The organism is Agrobacterium tumefaciens (genome assembly GCF_005221385.1).
Taxonomy (GTDB): domain Bacteria; phylum Pseudomonadota; class Alphaproteobacteria; order Rhizobiales; family Rhizobiaceae; genus Agrobacterium; species Agrobacterium tomkonis.
The window spans coordinates 286,553-304,546 of record NZ_CP039904.1 but is presented as its reverse complement, the minus strand read 5'-3'; the positions used below and the strand labels follow the sequence as shown (position 1 = coordinate 304,546).

At 59.1% G+C, this 17,994-nt stretch carries 13 protein-coding genes; 3 read left to right on the top strand and 10 right to left on the bottom strand.

The window, feature by feature from the left end; genetic code table 11:
- Window positions 1-158 precede the first annotated feature (158 nt).
- The 6 genes from CFBP6623_RS16580 to CFBP6623_RS16555 form a co-directional block, all read right to left on the bottom strand.
- The gene (locus tag CFBP6623_RS16580) at window positions 159-2,150 is read right to left on the bottom strand and encodes an alpha-glucosidase (RefSeq protein WP_080842784.1); all 1,992 of its coding nucleotides are present in this window, start codon (window positions 2,148-2,150) and stop codon (window positions 159-161) included.
- Window positions 2,151-2,162: 12 nt separating this feature from the next.
- Window positions 2,163-3,017, bottom strand: coding sequence for a carbohydrate ABC transporter permease (locus CFBP6623_RS16575; RefSeq protein ID WP_035220846.1), 855 nt, complete (start codon window positions 3,015-3,017; stop codon window positions 2,163-2,165).
- Between the two features lie 4 nt (window positions 3,018-3,021).
- A complete protein-coding gene (locus CFBP6623_RS16570) occupies window positions 3,022-3,933 on the bottom strand; it encodes a carbohydrate ABC transporter permease (protein WP_003519885.1) in 912 nt (303 codons plus the stop codon).
- 175 nt (window positions 3,934-4,108) lie between these two features.
- Complete coding sequence (locus tag CFBP6623_RS16565) at window positions 4,109-5,344, bottom strand: ABC transporter substrate-binding protein (RefSeq protein ID WP_046800780.1); 1,236 nt, start codon at window positions 5,342-5,344, stop codon at window positions 4,109-4,111.
- Between the two features lie 52 nt (window positions 5,345-5,396).
- On the bottom strand, window positions 5,397-6,473 hold the full coding sequence (locus CFBP6623_RS16560; RefSeq protein ID WP_046800781.1) for an ABC transporter ATP-binding protein: 1,077 nt from the start codon (window positions 6,471-6,473) through the stop codon (window positions 5,397-5,399).
- A gap of 335 nt (window positions 6,474-6,808) precedes the next feature.
- On the bottom strand, window positions 6,809-7,513 hold the full coding sequence (locus CFBP6623_RS16555) for a GntR family transcriptional regulator (protein WP_052819037.1): 705 nt from the start codon (window positions 7,511-7,513) through the stop codon (window positions 6,809-6,811).
- Between the two features lie 100 nt (window positions 7,514-7,613).
- Between CFBP6623_RS16555 and CFBP6623_RS16550 the strand changes: the two genes are divergently transcribed.
- From CFBP6623_RS16550 to CFBP6623_RS16540, 3 genes are read left to right on the top strand one after another with little or no spacing between them, the layout of a single operon-like run.
- Window positions 7,614-8,771 carry an LLM class flavin-dependent oxidoreductase gene (locus tag CFBP6623_RS16550; RefSeq protein ID WP_046800783.1) on the top strand — a complete coding sequence of 386 codons (1,158 nt, stop codon included), beginning with the start codon at window positions 7,614-7,616 and terminating at the stop codon, window positions 8,769-8,771.
- Complete coding sequence (locus tag CFBP6623_RS16545) at window positions 8,771-9,664, top strand: aldo/keto reductase (RefSeq protein ID WP_046800784.1); 894 nt, start codon at window positions 8,771-8,773, stop codon at window positions 9,662-9,664. Before CFBP6623_RS16550 ends, CFBP6623_RS16545 begins: the two co-directional genes overlap by 1 nt.
- Before the next feature lie 5 nt (window positions 9,665-9,669).
- Window positions 9,670-10,194 (top strand): flavin reductase family protein, encoded by a 525-nt coding sequence (locus tag CFBP6623_RS16540; RefSeq protein WP_046801089.1) that lies wholly within the window; start codon window positions 9,670-9,672, stop codon window positions 10,192-10,194.
- Window positions 10,195-10,321: 127 nt separating this feature from the next.
- Here CFBP6623_RS16540 and CFBP6623_RS16535 read toward each other — a convergent pair whose 3' ends face one another.
- The 4 genes from CFBP6623_RS16535 to CFBP6623_RS16520 all read right to left on the bottom strand — a co-directional run bounded on the left by CFBP6623_RS16535 (window position 10,322) and on the right by CFBP6623_RS16520 (window position 17,847).
- A complete protein-coding gene (locus tag CFBP6623_RS16535) occupies window positions 10,322-13,462 on the bottom strand; it encodes an efflux RND transporter permease subunit (RefSeq protein WP_046800785.1) in 3,141 nt (1,046 codons plus the stop codon).
- On the bottom strand, window positions 13,459-14,745 hold the full coding sequence (locus CFBP6623_RS16530) for an efflux RND transporter periplasmic adaptor subunit (RefSeq protein ID WP_046801090.1): 1,287 nt from the start codon (window positions 14,743-14,745) through the stop codon (window positions 13,459-13,461). The genes CFBP6623_RS16535 and CFBP6623_RS16530 overlap by 4 nt, the downstream gene beginning before the upstream one ends.
- A 398-nt stretch (window positions 14,746-15,143) precedes the next feature.
- On the bottom strand, window positions 15,144-16,340 hold the full coding sequence (locus CFBP6623_RS16525; RefSeq protein WP_046800786.1) for a polysaccharide biosynthesis/export family protein: 1,197 nt from the start codon (window positions 16,338-16,340) through the stop codon (window positions 15,144-15,146).
- 556 nt (window positions 16,341-16,896) lie between these two features.
- Window positions 16,897-17,847: a M10 family metallopeptidase C-terminal domain-containing protein gene (locus CFBP6623_RS16520; RefSeq protein ID WP_046800787.1), complete on the bottom strand. Its 951-nt coding sequence runs from the start codon at window positions 17,845-17,847 to the stop codon at window positions 16,897-16,899.
- Between the last annotated feature and the right edge of the window lie 147 nt (window positions 17,848-17,994).

The following is a 17,994-nucleotide window of genomic DNA, read 5'->3' as shown; positions in this document are numbered from 1 at the left end:
TAAGTGTGTCCCAAAAAACGCTGAAAAATCAACAAAAACAGTTGTGAGCGTCACCCGGATCAGGTTCAAGGGTCCGGCTCATCGCCATCTCAGCACCGTCAGGTGCTCCCCTCGGAATGGGTCGGAAACTGTCGCTTTTTTAGCTGGCTGTCAACGGCTCAGATGCTGCGAAGCTGTTCAAACAAGGAGACGTGACCGCTCTCGGCACGATAGAACACAGCCGGCTGGCCGAGTGGCGCTTCGATGGTGATCTCACGCCCGCCGGAATGACGTGCGCCGCTCCACAGGTGCACCCATTCTCCGTTGCCGGGAAGATAGAGCGTGCGTTGCGTTTCGCCGGCTTTCCAGACCGGTGCGACCAGCATGTCGGCTCCATAGAGATAGCAGTCCTGAATGGCGTAGGTCTGCCGGTCATCCTCGTAATGCAGGAAAAGCGGCCGCTGCACCGGCAGGCCGGTCTGGGCGGCTTCAGCGGAAAGCGATTTCAGATAGGGGGCGAGCGCGACATAGATCGCCGTCATGCGGGCAAAATGGCCGAGCACCGTTTCGTCCTGGTCGATCTGGAGATTGTCGCGCGGGCGGTTGCCCTCATGGGTGCGCATGACGGGGGTGAAGGCGGCCATCTCCGTCCAGCGCATGATGAGTTCCGCCGTCCTCACATTACCGAACAGGCTGGTGTATCCGCCAATATCGGAATGGTGATAGGCGTTGCCCATGAGGCCCGAGGAGAGCGCGCCGCAGATGACGGTGACAAGCCCGTCGTGGCGGGAGAAATCCACCGACTGATCGCCGCCCCAGATGAGCGGGCAATGGGCCTGCACACCGGTGAAGCCTGCGCGCATGAAAAACAGCGCCTCACCCGTCTTGCCCCGGCTTTCGACGGCCTTCGCGTTAACCTCGGCCCAGAGGGTGGGCCAGGCATTGTGCATCAGCTTGGCATCGACGCCGTTGGAGAGGTTGATGTCGATCGGCAGATATTCGCCGAAATCGGCCATCCAGCCGGAGAGGCCGAAATCCAGCATGTTCCTGCCGATGATCTCTTCGGCAAACCACTCGGCGGCGGCGGGATTGGTGAAATCGACCACGCCGCAGTCGAATTCGCCGAAATCCACCAGCGCCGTCTTGCCGTCCGCACCGGTGGCGAAATAACCGGCCTCTTCCGCGACAGGGAAAAGCGGTCCATCGACGCAGAGGTAAGGGTTCACATAACCGAGAAAGCGAATGTTGTGATCGGCAAGCTCGGCGATCTTCTGGCGCAGATGCGGGTAGCGGGTCTCATTGGCCTGCCAGTCCCAGAAGAGGCGCGCGCCGAAGGATGTCTGGCGAAGTCCAACCCAGTCCTCGCACCAGAGGCCGGAAACCTTCGTGCCGGCTGCGCGAATTTTCTCCAATCGGGCAAAGGAGTTGACGCCGTCCTTTAATCCGATGATCGCGCCATTATAGACCCATTCCGGCAATTCCGGCTGGCGTCCGAACCGCAGCGAAAGGGCGGAAACGATCTCGGCGAAACTCTCGCCGCTGAAGAACTCGATCTTTTCGGGGATCGCCCAGATCTCGATTTCGTGGAAATCGCCATTGCGGAAATCGAAGACTGAATAGGCGCTGGTTTCAATATGCAACGCATATCTGCGCGATGACAGATAGGTGGGCTGCGGATAGTTGGTGTTGTAATAATCGCCGCCCGCCTTGCCGCTGACGTCGGATTTGAAGGTGATTTCGCTGGTCTTGTCGCGGCCGACCCCGGGTTCTGACGTCCAGAGCGGGAAACGCCGTCCGCGCATGTCGAAATAGGACATCTGCTCGCCGCCGCCCCAGATGTGCTCATCCATTTCCGCGACAATGCGCAGCCAGAGGCGGTTGACGCTTTCATCCAGCGCCGTCAGCCGGATAGCGTTGCCGTCCAGCGTCAGGCGAAGGCGCGGTGCCTGTCCGGGTGCGGAGGAGAGCGTGACGCCGTCGCCGCTGAACTCGGCGTGGCGCAGGGCGGTTCGCTCGATGACATAGTCCTCGATATCGAAATTGCCGCGATACATATCCATCCGCTCCTTGCCAAAACCGGCGAAGACGGCCGGGTTTTCGGGCGAATGGGACAGGATGGTGCGGCCGTCGATTGCGAGCGTGAAGCCGTCTTTGGTCTTTTCGAAATGCATGACTGTACCTGTTTAGCCCTTGAGACCGCCGGCGGTGAGGCCGGAGACAACCCGTTCCTGAAAGATGACGATCAGGATCGCGACCGGCACGATGCCGACTACCAGCGCAGCCGAAATGACCGGCCAGGGGAAGGCGAATTCACCCTGGTAAAGCTGGATGCCGACGGGCAGGGTGCGGAGCGCCGGGTTGGAATTGAAGGAAAGCGCCAGCAGGAATTCATCCCAGGCATTAACGAAGGCGAGAATGCCGGCGGTGAAAACGCCCGGTGCGCAGAGCGGCACCACCACCTTGAACAGCGCCCCGATGCGGGTGCAGCCATCGATCATGGCGGCGTTTTCGAGATCGCGCGGGATGCTTTCGAAGAAGGAGACCAGCATCAGGGTGCAGACCGGCAGCGACAGCACGGTGTAGGGCAGGATCAACGCCGTCCAGCTGTTGAGCAGGTTGAGCGCCCGCATGATCTCGAACAGCGGCACCAGCAGCGTCACCAGCGGAAAGGTGGAAACGGCGATGATCAGCGAGAGGATCAGCGCCCGGTATTTGAGGTTAAGCCGCGCCAGCGCGTAAGCCGCCAGCACCGAAATCAGAATGGTGAGCGCGGTCGAAAGCAGCGCCACCATGAAGCTGTTGAACAGGAAGAGATGCAGCGGCTGGTCGGAAAAGGCCTGCATGTAGTTGGCCAGCGTCGGCGCGTGCGGAAACCAGGTGATTGGTTTCGCCGTCAGTTCCGCTTCCGTCTTCAGCGAGGTGAAGAGGATCCAGATTGCCGGAAACAGCCCGTTGACCAGAAGGATGGAGGCCGCGATGAAGCGCAGCGGCTTGCCGGAAAAGAAGGAGGACAGGCCGGAATTTGCAACGGTGCTCATGGCTTTAGTCCTTCGTCCTGATGATGCGGAGGTAAACGGCGGTGACGCACATGGAAAGCGCAAACATCATGACCGCCAAGGCCGAACCGTAACCGAGGTCGAGGAAGGAAACGGTGTTCTGGTGGATATACATGGCAAGGGTTGTGGTGGATGTGCCCGGCCCGCCGCCGGTCATCATGTAAGGAATATCAAAGGTCTGCAGCGCCGTGATCGTGCGGAAGATGAGCGCGACGACGATCGAGGGCTTCAGGAGCGGCAGAGTGATTTCGAAGAATTGCCGGATTTTGCCGGCGCCATCCACATCTGCCGCCTCATAAAGCGAGCGCGGAATGGTCTGCAGGCCGGCAAGGATCATCAGCGCCATGAAGGAGGATGTCTTCCAGATGATCGTCAGGCAGATGGCCGCAAAGGCCCAGTTCGGGGAATTGAACCAGATGACGCCTTCAAAGCCCAGCCGGTTCAGCACATCATTGACCACGCCATATTCGTAGTGGAAAAACCACGCAAAGATCAGGCCGGCAAAGGAGAGCGGCAGCGCCCACGGGATGAGCAGCGACAGGCGCATCGGCCATTGCATGGAAAAGGGCAAGTTGGCGAGCAGCGCGAGGCCGAGGCCCATGAACAGGGCGCCGGGCACGGTAATCAGCGTTATCAGCACCGTGTTCCAGGTCGTTTCCCAGAAGATCGGATCATCGAACATCGCCGTATAGTTTTCAAAGCCGATAAATTCGGCCGGCAGGCCCGATGTCAGCGACAGGCTGAAAAACGAGGTATAGACGAGCCGCGCCACCGGATAGACGATGATCAGCGACAGAAGAATGGCGGCAGGCGCCAGCAGAAGCACGGCAAGCGACCGGTCGCCGAGATCGAGCCACCGCGTCCAGCGCGGCAGCTGCTTTTCGTCCACCCGGACCATGGTTCTTTCCGACATTGTCACACCTGCCACTCCCGCAACTGGATTCACGTCATCGTCTCCCGATCGGACCGGTTCATATCCGGCCCGTCTATCGCGCCGCCCGGGCGCGTTTATTCTTATTCAGTCGAAGCAGCCGGAAAGGGCATGAAACCATGCCGCTTTCCGGCCTTGAAGCTTAGCGCAGAACGCGCCGCAGACGGCTTTCCATCTGCTTTGCGCCGTCTTCCGGCGTCATGACGCCTGCAAGCACGCCGTTGACGGTGGTGCGGATCGTCTCGCTGACCTCGTTGTAACGCGGCGTCACGGGGCGGGCCTTGGCGGTTTCAACCACGGGCAGCGCATCGGCGAACCACGGGATTGCCTTCGTCACGTCGGCATCCTTGTAAAGCGCAGCATAGGTCGGCAGCAGCGTGGCGTTGATGGCCATGAACTTCGACACATCCTGACCGGACAGATATTCCACCAGCTTCTTGGCTTCTTCCTGCTGCTTGGAATAGGCGGAAACGCCGAATTCCCAGCCGCCGAGGCAGGTCGTCTGCTCACCGCCCTTGACGGCCGGCAGGCGGGCGACGCCGACCTTGTCGTTCACCTGCGATTCCTTGCCCTGGAAATGGGTCCAGGCATAGGACCAGTTGACGGCGAAAAGAACCTTGCCGGCCTGGAATTCCTTGCGGGTGTCGTCGGTCGCGACTTCGGAAATGTTCTTCTTGGAAATGCCTTCATCGACGAAGCTCTTCCAGAGCTTCAGCGAATCCATTGCCGCCTTGTTGTCGAAATTCAGCTTGCCGTTTTCAACCAGTGACTTGCCTTCGCTCCAATAGGGCAGCAGGAAGGTGCAGACCGCGCCTTCGATCGCCTTGCCCTGGAAGGACAGGCCCTGAAGCTCGAGGTTCTTTTCACCCTCCATCACCTTCTTGGAGGCTTCTTTCAGCTCGTCCCAGGTGGTCGGCGGCTGGATGCCGTATTTGTCGAGCAGGTCCTTGCGGTAATAGAGGAACATGGAGTCGGCAAAGGCCGGCAGCGCCACGATCTTGCCGTCCACGGTGTTGGCTTCGGCATAGGTCGGCAGATAGGCGGACATGTCCTTGCCGGAGAAATCGCTGGTCCAGCCGGCGGTGGCGAATTGCGCGGGGCGGATGACGTCGAGCATCAGCACGTCGAGGCTGGAATCCTTGGCCGACATCACCGTATTGAGATATTGCGCCTGCATTTCCGAGGTGTTGCCGCCGGTCTCGATGACGACTTTCACGCCCGGCGTCTTCGCCTCATATTGATCGAGCGCCTTGCGCCAGACATCCGGCTGGTGCTGGCTGGAAACGAAGATCTTCAGTTCGGCATCGGCAAACGCCTGTCCCGAAAAAGTGAGCATGGTCGCGCAGAGCGCTGCCCCGGTTATGGCTTTGAATTTCATGTGTTCCTCCCGTTATTAAACCCGTTGGCCGCAGCGTTTCCACGCCCGGCAATCAGTGGATTGAGCGTTCCGTCGCGGCGTCGAAAAGATGAACCTTGGACGGATCGAGCCCGATCCTAAGCTCCTCGTTCGGTGCCGGGCGAAGCTGCGGCGGCATCCTTGCGGTCAGCGCCGCATCTCCGAGGCTGAAATGGACGAGTGTGTCTGAACCCAGCGGCTCCACCACCTGCACCTTGACCGCAAGCTGCGTATCGAAGCCCTCGGCGGGGCCGAAATGTTCGGGGCGAATGCCGACGATGACTTCGCGGCCTTCGAGGCCCGTTTCGCGCGCTGGCCGGATGGCCCCCATCGGCAGGGAATTGCCGTCGGAAAATGTCAGCCGGTCGCCGTTCACCCTGGCGCGGGCGAAATTCATGGCGGGTGCACCGACAAAACCGCCGACGAAGACGCTTTCCGGACGGTTATAGACCTCGTCCGGCGTGCCGACCTGCTCGATATCGCCGCCGCGCAGGATAACGATGCGGTCGGCCAGCGTCATGGCCTCAACCTGATCATGGGTGACATAGATGATTGTCGTGCCGAGCTGCTGGTGCAGGCGCTTGATTTCCGTGCGAACCTGCCCGCGCAGCTTGGCGTCGAGGTTGGAAAGCGGCTCGTCGAACAAAAAGACCTGGGGACGGCGCACGATGGCACGGCCCATGGCCACACGCTGGCGCTGGCCGCCGGAAAGCTGGCCGGGGCGACGGTCAAGCAGATGCTCGATGCCGAGCATCTTCGCCGCCTCATCGATGCTGGCATTGGCCTGCGAGGCGCTCACACCGCGCACTTTCAGGCTGAACCCCATGTTTTCGCGCACGGTCTTGTGCGGATAAAGCGCATAGTCCTGAAACACCATGGCGATGTCACGTTCACGCGGCGGCAGCCGGTTGACGACGCGATCGCCGATCATGACCTCACCGCCGCTGATGCTCTCAAGCCCCGCGACCATGCGCAGCGTCGTGGATTTGCCGCAGCCGGAAGGCCCGACGAAAACCACGAATTCGCCATCGTTGATTTCAAGGTCGATGCCCTTGACGATGCGCAGGGCACCGTAACTCTTGTCCAGCTTGCGCAGGCTGACTGAAGCCATATTTTCCTCCTCACAACCGGCGCGTCCAAAATCCGGATGGACGCAAAAGCCGGTATCAACCTTCAAGTTCCACGCATCGCTCTGTCGAAAATCTGTTCCGATTATCCGGCGATAACGTGGGATGGCGAAACGCCTGTCTCCCTAATTCCGTGATATTACCTTTCACAAAAAGGAAATCAATAGTGTATCAATTTTATTTCTGACAGAAATCAAAAACTATTAAGTTGTTGATTTAAAGAAATATAGTGGCGAAACTCGCCGCAAGGCAGGTTGTCGCTTCCTTGCCTCCCGTCAAATTCTTGCCTCCATGTGGATCACGCGAATATGCGGTGATCTCAACGTATGCGAGAAACGTAGCGGGCAACCGTATGGTCGAACCAGGTCCATGAAACTTCAGCCACCGCGCCATCCTGCGCCTGGCTGAGACGCAGCACGCGCGGCACCGGCGCGCCCGGCTTCTGACCGAAGGCCTCGGGCGCCCATTCGGGTACATCGCCCAGGTCGATGCGGTCTTCCGCCTTCGATATCCAGAGATTGAGACGGGTGCGGTAATAGAGATAGAGGGATTCCGACATGTGCTCGATGGCGATCGTGTCGACATAAGAGCCATCAAGCCAGATTTCCTCGATTGCCGCCGGTTTTCCGGCAATGCGCCGGAGGCGGCGGATGCGATGTCCTTCCGCTGAGGTGCCGAAAGCGGGCAGGGCGGCGGGCTTGGCAAGCCGCGCCACATCCAGAACCTCAGCCGTCGGCAGGCCGCCGCCCTCGATCATCTCAAGACGGAAGAAGGCGTAAACGCTTTGCGGATCGCTGACGGCACGGATGTAATTGCCCGAACCCTGCACGCGTTCCAGCAACCCGCGCTCCTGCAGTTCTGCGAGCGACTTGCGAAGCGTGCCGACGGCGATGCCGAGATCGGCAGCCATATCCCGTTCCGGCGCCAGCTTTTCGCCGTCGATCAGCCGGCCCGCGGCCACCTCGCGCACCAGCATTTCAGCGATCTGCAGATACATGGGCAGGCTGCCGCCAGTGTGTTTCATGATGCCGTTTCCTCCCCGAAACAAAAATTGATACATCATTGATTTACATATTTCTTGATGTTATGCAAGAAAAACAAGAGCGGCCCTGAGGAGGAATTGCATGACCGTCGTACCCGTTACATCCGCTGATCTCGATGCTGCCGAGGTCTCCTGGTTTTCCGCTTTGTGCTCCGATGATTACGCCTATCTGGGCGTGCCTGACGGTAGCCTGCGCTCCAGTTTTGAGCATTGTTCCGATATCGTCAAAAAGGCCGAGGAACTCGGTTTCCGCAACATCCTCTGCCCCTCATCCTATCAGGTCGGGCAGGATACGCTGAGCTTCGTCGCCGGCTGCGCGCCGATCAGCGACCGTATCAATTTCCTCGCGGCGATACGCTGCGGCGAGATGCAGCCGATCATGCTCGCACGCACGGTGGCCACGCTCGACCACATGCTGAAAGGCCGCCTGACGCTCAACGTCATCAGTTCCGACTTTCCCGGTGAAGTGGCCGACAGCGCGTTTCGTTACAAGCGCAGCCATGAGGTCGTTGAGATACTGCGTCAGGCATGGACACGTGACACCATCGACCATGACGGCGAGATCTACCAGTTCAAGGGCGTCTCCACCGAGCCGGCACGACCCTACCAGCAGAATGGCGGACCGCTGCTTTATTTCGGCGGATATTCGCCGGATGCGCTCGAACTTTGCGGCGCGCAATGCGACGTCTATCTGATGTGGCCGGAGACGAAGGACCAGCTGGCGGACCGCATGCGCGCCGCCAACGAACGCGCTGCCGCCCATGGCCGCACGCTGGATTACGGCCTGCGTGTCCATATGGTGGTGCGCGATACCGAACAGGAAGCCCGCGAATATGCAGAGCATCTCGTCTCGAAGCTGGATGACGAATATGGCCAGCTGATCCGCAACCGCGCCCATGACAGCGGCTCGCTCGGCGTGTCGCACCAGGCGCGTGCCCGCGAACTGGCTGACAAGTTCGGTTATGTTGAACCCAATCTGTGGACCGGCATCGGCCGGGCGCGCTCCGGCTGTGGTGCGGCCCTTGTCGGTTCGACGGATCAGGTTCTGTCGACGCTGGAAGAATACCAGAAGATGGGCATTCGCGCCTTCATTCTTTCCGGCTATCCGCATATTGACGAGGCGGAACACTTCGGCAGCAAGGTTCTGCCGCAGATGAAAACCTGCTCCCTGCCGCATGCTTACGGCCGGGTGCCTTCTGAAACGCCTGCCACGCCGCTCGGCAACGGGGAACGCCACTGATGGAACGCATCGCTCTTTCTGAAACATTGGAACTCAGCCGCATCGTTTACGGCATGTGGCGCATCGGTGACGATAAGGACACGTCGCCCGCCCATGTGCAGGCCAAGATCGAAGCCTGCCTGGTGCAGGGAATCACTACCATGGATCAGGCCGATATTTACGGCGGATACACGGCGGAAGCCATTCTGGGTGGAGGCCTGAAGGCTGCTCCGGGACTGCGTGACAAGATCGAGATCGTCACCAAATGCGGCATCGTCGCGCCGGCCGGCCGGCACTCCGCCGCCCGCGTCAAGCATTACGATACGACGGCTGGCCATATCAATGCGTCGGTCGAGGCATCCCTGCGCGACATGGGAACCGACTATGTCGATCTCCTGCTCATTCATCGACCTGATCCGCTGATCGATGCGGAGGAAACCGGCAAGGCGCTCGACGCACTGGTGGCGTCGGGCAAGGTGAAGGCCGTTGGCGTCTCCAACTTCCGCCCATGGGATTTCTCGCTGCTGCAATCTGCCATGAAAAACCGGCTGGTGACGAACCAGATCGAAATGAGCCTGCTTGCCACGGATAGTTTCACCAATGGCGATCTCGCCTTCCTGCAGGAAAAGCGGGTTTCGCCGATGGCCTGGTCGCCGCTTGGCGGCGGTTCGCTGTTTTCCGGGGCCCATGGTGGAACAATGGCGGCGCTGCAGCGCATCGGCAAGGAGCAGGGCGTGGATGCCACCGCTGTCGCCATCGCCTGGCTTTTGCGCCATCCGTCGAAGATCGTGCCGGTGCTCGGCACTAACAATATCGAACGCATCAAAACGGCGGCTGACGCCCTGCGTGTCACAATCGACCGCCAGACATGGTTTGAGCTTTATACACTCGCAATCGGAAACGAGGTGCCGTGATGACAGTGGCAATGGCAGAGGCGATCAAAATGCCCAATGAGCATGTATTCGTTCCCGGCGGCGAAAACAGCCGCAGTTTTCGCAACGCGCTTGGCGCCTTCACGACGGGGGTCACGGTGGTGACGGCCACAACACCGGAAGGCCCGATCGGCATGACGGTCAACAGCTTTGCGTCCGTGTCGCTCGATCCGCCGCTGGTGCTGTGGTCGCCTGCCAAAAATTCGTCGCGTTATCCGGCCTTCAGCGGCGCCACCCATTTCGCCATTCATGTGCTGAGCGCCGATCAGGATGTGCTGAGCGCCCGCTTCACCCGCAACGGCCGTGCCTTTGACGATCTGGACTGGGAAATGAACGATGAGGGTGTGCCGGTCATTCCCGGAACACTCGCCCGGTTTGAATGCCGGCAGGCCGCCGCCCATGATGCGGGAGATCACACGATCATCGTCGGCGAAGTGCTGCGTGCAGCCCACCGCGATGGTGATCCCCTGTGCTTTTCAGGCGGCGCCTTCGGCCGGTTCTCCAGACAGTAGGAAAAACTTGGCGGTGCTGCTGCCGCCCGGTTAATTTTTCACGGAGTGCGCCCGCCGCACTCCGTATTTATCCACGACTGCAGACGGCAGGTTTTTCCGAGGCGCTGAAGCGCCTCGGAAAAAGAGGTTAGGCAGCAACGGAATCGGGCTGACCTTCGCTTTCCGGTTTTTGCGGCTCGGCATGTTTTCCGGCTGGTTTTTTCCGGGAAAACAGGCCAGTGAGGAAATGGCCGAAGCGGTCCATCTCCACGAAGATGACAGGCGTGATGAACAGCGTCAGCAATTGCGAGACGATGAGGCCGCCAACCACGGCGACGCCGAGCGGCTGGCGCAGCTCCGAACTTGCACCTGAGCCGAGTGCGATGGGAAGCGCCCCAAGCAGCGCGCAGAAGGTCGTCATCATGATAGGCCGGAACCGGCGAACGCAGGCTTCGTGGATGGCGGTGACGGGCGGTTCCGCCTTTTCGCGCATTAGTTCTACCGCAACGTCTATCATCATGATCGCGTTTTTCTTGACGATACCGATCAGCATCAAAAGGCCGATAAGCGCGATGATCGAAAAATCCATGCCCATCACCTTCAATGCCACCAGAGCGCCGAAGGCGGCCGCCGGCAGGCCGGACAAGATGGTCAGCGGATGGATGAAGCTTTCGTAGAGAACGCCGAGAACCACATAAATGGTCAGCACCGCCGCCAGAATGAGGATGCCGGTATTGCCCTGGCTCTGCTGGAAGATCGCCGCCGTGCCGCCATAGCTGGTGAAAACGTCCTGTGGCAGACCGATCGTGCTCTTGAGCTGATCGATCTGGCTGGTGGCATCGGAAAGCGCCACCCCATCCGGCAAGTTGAAGGAAATCGTGGTGGAGACGAGCTGGCCGGTCTGGTTGATGGTGACCGGTGCTTGGGTGCGGGTCAGGCTGGCGAAGTTGGACAGCGGAACAAGAACGCCAGATTTGGCGGAGAGAATGTTGATATCGCTGAGGAAATCGTCATTCCACTGTTTCGAGCTGTCGAATTCGATAATCACGTCGTAACTATCGCCGGTCGACTGGATTTGCGCCGCCGTATAACCGCCAAAGGACATTTCCAGCGTCTTGCGCAGTTGGTCGTTGGTGATGCCGAAGGCGGCCGCCTTTTCCGGGTCGACGGAAATCGTTGCGGCGATCGCGCCGTTCTGGGCATCTGAGGTGACTGACGTGAAGGTGTGGTCGCGGCGCATCGCTTCCATCAGCTTGTTCGACCAGTCATTGGTGGTGTCGGCGTTCAGGCCCTGAACGACGAGCTGGTACTGGCTGGCGGAGCTGCGCCCGCCAAAACGCAGGCTCTGCTGCGGATTGATATAGGTGCGGATGCCGGCGACTTTCGATGTGGCCTGCCCCAGTTCCGTGAGTACCTGGCTGAGCGGCGCGCGTTGTTCCTTGGGCTTCAGTTCCACGAACATCGAACCGTTGTTCAGCGGATTGCGGGAATTGCCACCGACGATGGACGTGACATGCACAACGGCCGGATTTTTGCGGATCTGGTCCGCGACCTGAGCCTGAAGGTCACGCATCGCAGTATAGGAAATGTCTTCGCGTGCCTGCGTCGACACGGAAAGGCGGCCAATATCCTCCTGCGGGAAGAAGCTGGAGGGCAGGGTCTCGAACAGAAAGAGCGAGGCGGCGATCGAGGCCAGAAACGAAGCCAGAACCACACGGCGGTGGGAAAGGCACCAGCCGACGGCACGACCATAACCACGCAGCGTGCGCTCGAAACCGGCATCGAACCAGCGGACAATGGCTGGCGGTCTCGACGAATTGCCGGAAAGGCGCGAGGCGAGCATCGGCGTTACCGTGAGCGATACCAGCGCCGATGCCATGATCGCGAGCGTGACGACCATGCCGAATTCGTTGAATAACCTGCCGATCACCCCACCCATCAACAGGATGGGAATGAACACGGCAACCAGCGAGATGGACATGGACAGGATGGTGTTGCTGACTTCCGCCGCCCCCTGAAGCGCCGCCTCCCGCATGGTCAGCCCTTTTTCATGCAGGCGCAGGATGTTTTCCAGCATGACGATGGCGTCGTCAACCACAAGCCCCACGGACAATGTCAGGCCAAGCAGTGAGATATTGTCGATGCTGTAACCCAGCACATACATCGCACCAAAGGCGGTGATCAGCGACAGCGGCACGGCAAGGCCTGGAATGATGGTCGCCGTCAGGTGGCCGGTGAAAAGATAGATGACCGCGACGACCAGCCCGATGGTAAGGAAAAGCGTGAATTGCACATCGGAGATCGCGTCCGTGATGGCTGTCGAGGCATCGTTCATGACGTTGATGTTCACCGAGGGCGGCAATTGCTGGCGAAGTGCCGGCAGCTTGGCCTTTATGGCATCCACAACATCAACGGTATTGGCGTCCGGCTGGCGCTGCACGGCAAGCACGATGGCCTGTTCGCCATCAAACCAGCTGCCTGCGTTGGTATTGTCGATGCTATCGGTGACATTTGCGATATCGCCGAGATGGATGGGAGCGCCGTTGTTAGTCGCGACAACCAGCGAGCGGAAGGCAGCAGCATCGGTGCGCTGGGTATCCGCCTCGATCGTCAGGCGCTGATTATCGTTTTGCAACGCGCCGACAGGCACCTGATTATTCGCCTGCGCAATGGCCGTTGTCACGGTATCGACGCCGAGCCCTCTTGCCTGAAGTTGCGCCGGATCGAGGCCGATCCGCACGGCATAGGTCTGCGCGCCGTAGATGCTCACCTGCGCGACGCCGGAAATGGTCGACAGAAGCGGCGAGATAATATCTTCGGCGATTTCATCTACCTTGCTGGTCGGCATTTCCTTGCTGTTGACGGCAAGCAGCAGCACCGGCGCATCGGCCGGGTTGGTCTTGCGGTAGCTCGGCGTTGTCGTCATGTTGCTCGGCAATTGCCGCTGCGCCCGCGAAATTGCGGCCTGAACGTCGGCAGCCGCCGCATCGATATCGCGGTTGAGGTCGAATTGCAGCACGATCGAGCTGTTGCCCAACGTATTGGTGGCGCTGATCTCGCTGACGCCCGGAATGGTCTCGAACTGCTTGACCAGCGGGGTGGTGACCGATGTGGCCATGGTCTGCGGCGAAGCGCCTGATAGCGACGACGAGACGCTGATTGTCGGAAAGTCGACCTTCGGCAGTGCGGCGACGGGCAGCAGACGGAAACCGGCCAGCCCGGCCAGCACGAGGCCGATGGCGAGAAGAGTGGTTGCGACGGGCCGGTTGATGCAGAAATTGGAGATCATGGTTTGCCAGCCCCTTCCTGCGGAACATTGGCGGCCAGATTGCCGTCTGCGCCACCCTTGTCGGAAAACTGCTCGACAACCTGCTGGCCGTCGGTGAGTTCCGACTGGCCTTCGACGATCACATGCTCTCCACCGGACAGGCCGCTGGCGATGGCGGTGAGATCGCCGTTCGATCGGGCGACTTCCACCGTCGTCATGTGGACCCGGTGGTTCTCATCGACAGTATAGACAAAACTTCCCTTCGGCCCCGGCCGAACCGACACCGTCGGCACGACGATCATCTCCTCATCCGAAACGAAGTGGGCGGTGACGTTGACGGACTGGCCGGGCCATAAAAGGCCGCGGTCGTTCTTGAATTCCGCTTTCGCCAGCACGGTACCGGAGGTCTGGTCCACGGTATTGTCGTAAAAGCGCAACACGCCCTGCATGGCCTCGCCGCCGGTCGCCGCCGGGTCGACATTTACAGCTGTTCCTTTCTCCAGGCCCTCGCGCAATTGCGGCAGGTAACGTTGGGACAGGCGGAAACTGACGTCGATGGGGTCGTATTTCGTGATCGTCACGATATTGACGCCGGCGCTGAGATAAGCGCCGGGGCTGACGCTGATATCGCCCAGCCGCCCATCGAAAGGCGCACGAATCTCCATATTCTCGAGCGTCACCTGGTCGGAGGCCAGTGCCGCGCGGTCAGCGTTGATCTTGGCGCTGGCCGAATCCCGCGCCGCCTTGGCCAGATCCAGCACCTGCTGGGCTTCGGCATTCTGCTTGACCAGATTGGCGGCGCGCTGGAAGGCCGCCTCTGCCTGATCAAGCGTCGCCTGATCGGCGGCAATATTGGCCTTGTCCTTGTCGACGGCCGCGCGGGCAATGCGGTCATCCATTTTCAGGATCAGATCGCCGGCCTTGATATGCTGGCCGTCCTTTGCCGTGATTTCGGTGACGAGACCGGCCTGAAGCGGGGCGATATTGGTAATATCGGCCGCAACCGCCCACCCCGTTGCCATGGCATCCATCGGCAGTGTCGCCTTGTCGACGGCGATGGTGCTGACGGTGGGCGGTCCGCCATTGCGCCGTCCGCCCCCTTGTCTTTGGCCCTGCTGTGGGGCGGACTGGCCGTTTTGTGCGTGCTGCGCCCTGGTATCCGTTGCGGCAGGTTCCGTCTTTTGCGAGACGCTGGCGAATTGCTTGAGATAGGGAATTTGATCGAGCGGCAGGCGATCCCTAAAATACCACGCGCCGATGGCTGCGATGGCAAGAACGCTGAGGGCGGTCCAGAAACGTTTCATCTGAAGGTTCCGCATAATGAGAGCGATACATGCTTTCCCGAACATGTGCGGCAAGCTTTGGGAGCAGCTTGCCACCCAGAAGATACCCATTGCGCTGCGAAATCACCTTAAACTTTTGTAATGGCGGCGACAATGTCCACGGCGCTACGCCTTGCGGAGCAGGGGGGGACGGCTTTCGGCCGATGCCGGTCACCGGCCTTACCGCACGGCAGCCGCTGCCCGCTTCGGACCGTGCCTCCAGGATCAGCATCTGTGTTCACTAGTGCCATCAGTTGATGGAGCGGAGTATCGTCGATATGCATGCTGACCGGCAGACAATTCCCCCCGTTGGTTTCAGCCAAAGAAAAAGCCGCCTCGTTTCCGGGGCGGCTTTGGTGTCAGCGGGGCGATGCCATGGGTCAGAAGGCCCGGATGGCGTTGCGCGTCGCAAGGACATCCTCGGCCACATTGCCCGTCGTTGCGGGAACGGAGCCGACGAGATCGAGGAACTTGTAAAGTTCGGTTGCCTGCGAATTCGTGACGTAGATGATGTCGCGATCCTGCATCGGGAACTTCGTGCTGGCGAAGAAGGTCGACGGATCGCGCAGATTGGCGCGGAAGATGACCGGAACGTCTTGTCCGGGGAACTTGGATGTATTGATGCCGAGTTTGACCAGCAGGTCGCGCTTGACGGTGCGATAAACATAGACCTGGGCCGGGTCCGCGCGGGAATCGAGCAAACCGCCCGCCTTGCCAAGCGCATCCGAAAGCTTGAGATCGGCGTCCTCGAATTCGAAACGGCCGTTGAGGCCGGAAGCGCCGAAGGCCAGATAGGTGCGGCGCTCACGTTCCACCATGATCGTGTCGCCCGGAACCACATAGATGTTCTCGGTCGGCGTGCTGACGAGGTGATTATAGTTGACGCGCGCAGTCTTGCCGCGGCGGATCAGCGTCACATAGGATTCGATATTGGGGGCGCTGAGGCCTTTGGCATAGGAAATCACGTCAAGAACGCGATCGCCCGCTTCCGAAAGCTGGACCTTTGTCGGTTCCTTGACATCGCCAAGCACGGAGGCCTGCGCCGAACGGCTGGAAATCTTGGTGATAAGAACCTGCGGTTCGATGGCGCGGTTTGCAAGTCGCTCCTCGATTTCGCTCTGTACATCCTCGACATTGCGGCCGGTCGCGCGGATCTTGCCGGCATAGGGCACGCTGATATTGCCTTCCCTATCCACCGTCTGGTTCGGCAGGCTGATGAAGTTGCCGGGGCGGCTGCCCGCATCGTTCGGAATAAACAGACCACCCGCCTGGCTTTCGAAAATCGCCACCTGCACCACATCGCCGACACCCATTGGCAGCGCAGGCACACCGCCCTTGCCACCGCCGAAGCTGCCGAGCAGGGTCGTCGTCGTGGTGTCGCCGACATAATTCAGGACGGAACTGTTTATGTCGATCAGCGCGTAGTCGACGCCTGCGGTTTTCTGTTTGTCCTTGGAACCGAATTTGACCGAAGCGTTGGATTCGATTGACGCCGCATCGGGCCCGGACGCCGCTGTGACCGTGCAGCCCGCCAGCGCTGCGGAGGCAAGCAGAATCGAAACATTCAATAAACGCATTTGGTCCTCAAAATGAATTTCGTCCAAAAAGTAAAAACAGTCCGGACATCGTATAATTTTAAAAATAGACACGTCATAAACAGCGCCGGTAAAGGAACCTCAACCGGTATTATATCCCTTAAGCAGAATCGTATTTAGAAACTGCTTCCACCTGCATTGGGCATATGCCGAATTCCAGGTGATGCTTCAAGTTCTTCATCGACCATCTTTGCCAGAAAGCTGCAATCATCTGCAATTCATGGTTCAGAGGAGCGTTGATATTGTTGTTTTAATATTCAGTCGGAGATCATAATCTCTTCGATTGCTGCATTGCGCTAGTGCAGTTTTGTCACGCTCGCGCAGTTTCTTCGTTTTTTGATATCGGTTCAGATTAATCAATTGCTTTTGAAAAGTTATTTTTGTTCAAGCCGCTGAATTAAGCGCAGTGTTTTCACATCAGTTACGAGCTGTTTCTTGATTGCTTCTTTGTGTCCTACAAAAAAATCGTGGTCCAGAAATCCGGACCACGATCATTTTTAGGCGATGAGGCTGCTAGCGCAAATTCTCTTTGAGAGAATTATGCAGTGAACCAGTCGCTGCCAGTAAGGTGAACGCCCGAAACGACGATCTTCTCACCCTTGTGCGCGCCATCCACATTGTAGCTGAGGATGGTGTCGTCATCAAAGTTCGACAGCGTCCAGTTCGAGATAGTCGTGCCGACCAGCTTGAGCTTGTCCATGCTGGCGTTGAAACCAGTGATGGTGTCGGTGGCAAGGCTCTTGGCCATGTCGCCGAGATTGAACACGAAAGTATCGGCGCCGCTGCTGGCGATGATGTGATCGATGCCCTTGCCGCCGGTTACCAGCGAGGAGGCAAGTTTGACGCCGCTCAGATCGATCGTGTCGTTGCCTTCGCCGGCATCGATCTTGACGGAGGTGAAGCTGCCGTCGGTGACGCCAGCGCCGCCATTCACAGCCTGGGTGCCGACAATGCCTGAACCGGAGGCGTCGTTAAATGCAGTGCCAGCCTTGACGGTGATCGTGTCGTTGCCTGCGCCAGTATCGATATTGAAGGCGTTTACCCAGCCCTTGTCGTTCGAAACGACAGAAAGCACGACCGTGTCGTTGCCCGCACCGGTGGAGATGTTGCCGCGCTTGGCATTGAGGACTTCAACACTGGAAGAACCCGTGCCGCCGAGATGAACGTCAACCTGAACGAAATCCTTGAACGAGAGGTTTTCAGAAGTGTCGGACTTGGCGAGAGCATTCTTGACCGAATTCCATGCCGACGACACGTCGAAGGTGAAGCCGTTCGTGCCGGCGTTGTATCCGACATCGACCTTGCCGCCCGTACCGCTGCCGGGAACGGTAACCGCACCGACATTGACCACGCCGGTGTCGAGGGAGGAGCCGATTTTGGTCTGCGTCGTCGATTCCGTGAGGAGCTCGTAAGCTTCCTGATCGACGAGATTTGTGAGCGACGAAACTGTTGAAGCGCCGCCATTACCGAAGGTGACAGTTAGAGCCATGTTACTCTCCCATAAATTTTTTGAGACTGAAATGAATTGAAATTTACTTTAAACTTAGCAATGCATGCGACATTTAATCCATAAAAAATAATAAAACAAGAGACTAAATTACGCTATTTTTAAAAGTATATTGAGCATCTATCTGGA

Coding starts and splice junctions, on each gene's coding strand:
- CFBP6623_RS16580 (WP_080842784.1), bottom strand. CDS start 2,150: ATGCATTTCGAAAAGACCAAAGACGGCTTCACGCTCGCAATCGACGGC.
- CFBP6623_RS16575 (WP_035220846.1), bottom strand. CDS start 3,017: ATGAGCACCGTTGCAAATTCCGGCCTGTCCTCCTTCTTTTCCGGCAAG.
- CFBP6623_RS16570 (WP_003519885.1), bottom strand. CDS start 3,933: ATGGTCCGGGTGGACGAAAAGCAGCTGCCGCGCTGGACGCGGTGGCTC.
- CFBP6623_RS16565 (WP_046800780.1), bottom strand. CDS start 5,344: ATGAAATTCAAAGCCATAACCGGGGCAGCGCTCTGCGCGACCATGCTC.
- CFBP6623_RS16560 (WP_046800781.1), bottom strand. CDS start 6,473: ATGGCTTCAGTCAGCCTGCGCAAGCTGGACAAGAGTTACGGTGCCCTG.
- CFBP6623_RS16555 (WP_052819037.1), bottom strand. CDS start 7,513: ATGAAACACACTGGCGGCAGCCTGCCCATGTATCTGCAGATCGCTGAA.
- CFBP6623_RS16550 (WP_046800783.1), top strand. CDS start 7,614: ATGACCGTCGTACCCGTTACATCCGCTGATCTCGATGCTGCCGAGGTC.
- CFBP6623_RS16545 (WP_046800784.1), top strand. CDS start 8,771: ATGGAACGCATCGCTCTTTCTGAAACATTGGAACTCAGCCGCATCGTT.
- CFBP6623_RS16535 (WP_046800785.1), bottom strand. CDS start 13,462: ATGATCTCCAATTTCTGCATCAACCGGCCCGTCGCAACCACTCTTCTC.
- CFBP6623_RS16530 (WP_046801090.1), bottom strand. CDS start 14,745: ATGAAACGTTTCTGGACCGCCCTCAGCGTTCTTGCCATCGCAGCCATC.
- CFBP6623_RS16525 (WP_046800786.1), bottom strand. CDS start 16,340: ATGCGTTTATTGAATGTTTCGATTCTGCTTGCCTCCGCAGCGCTGGCG.
- CFBP6623_RS16520 (WP_046800787.1), bottom strand. CDS start 17,847: ATGGCTCTAACTGTCACCTTCGGTAATGGCGGCGCTTCAACAGTTTCG.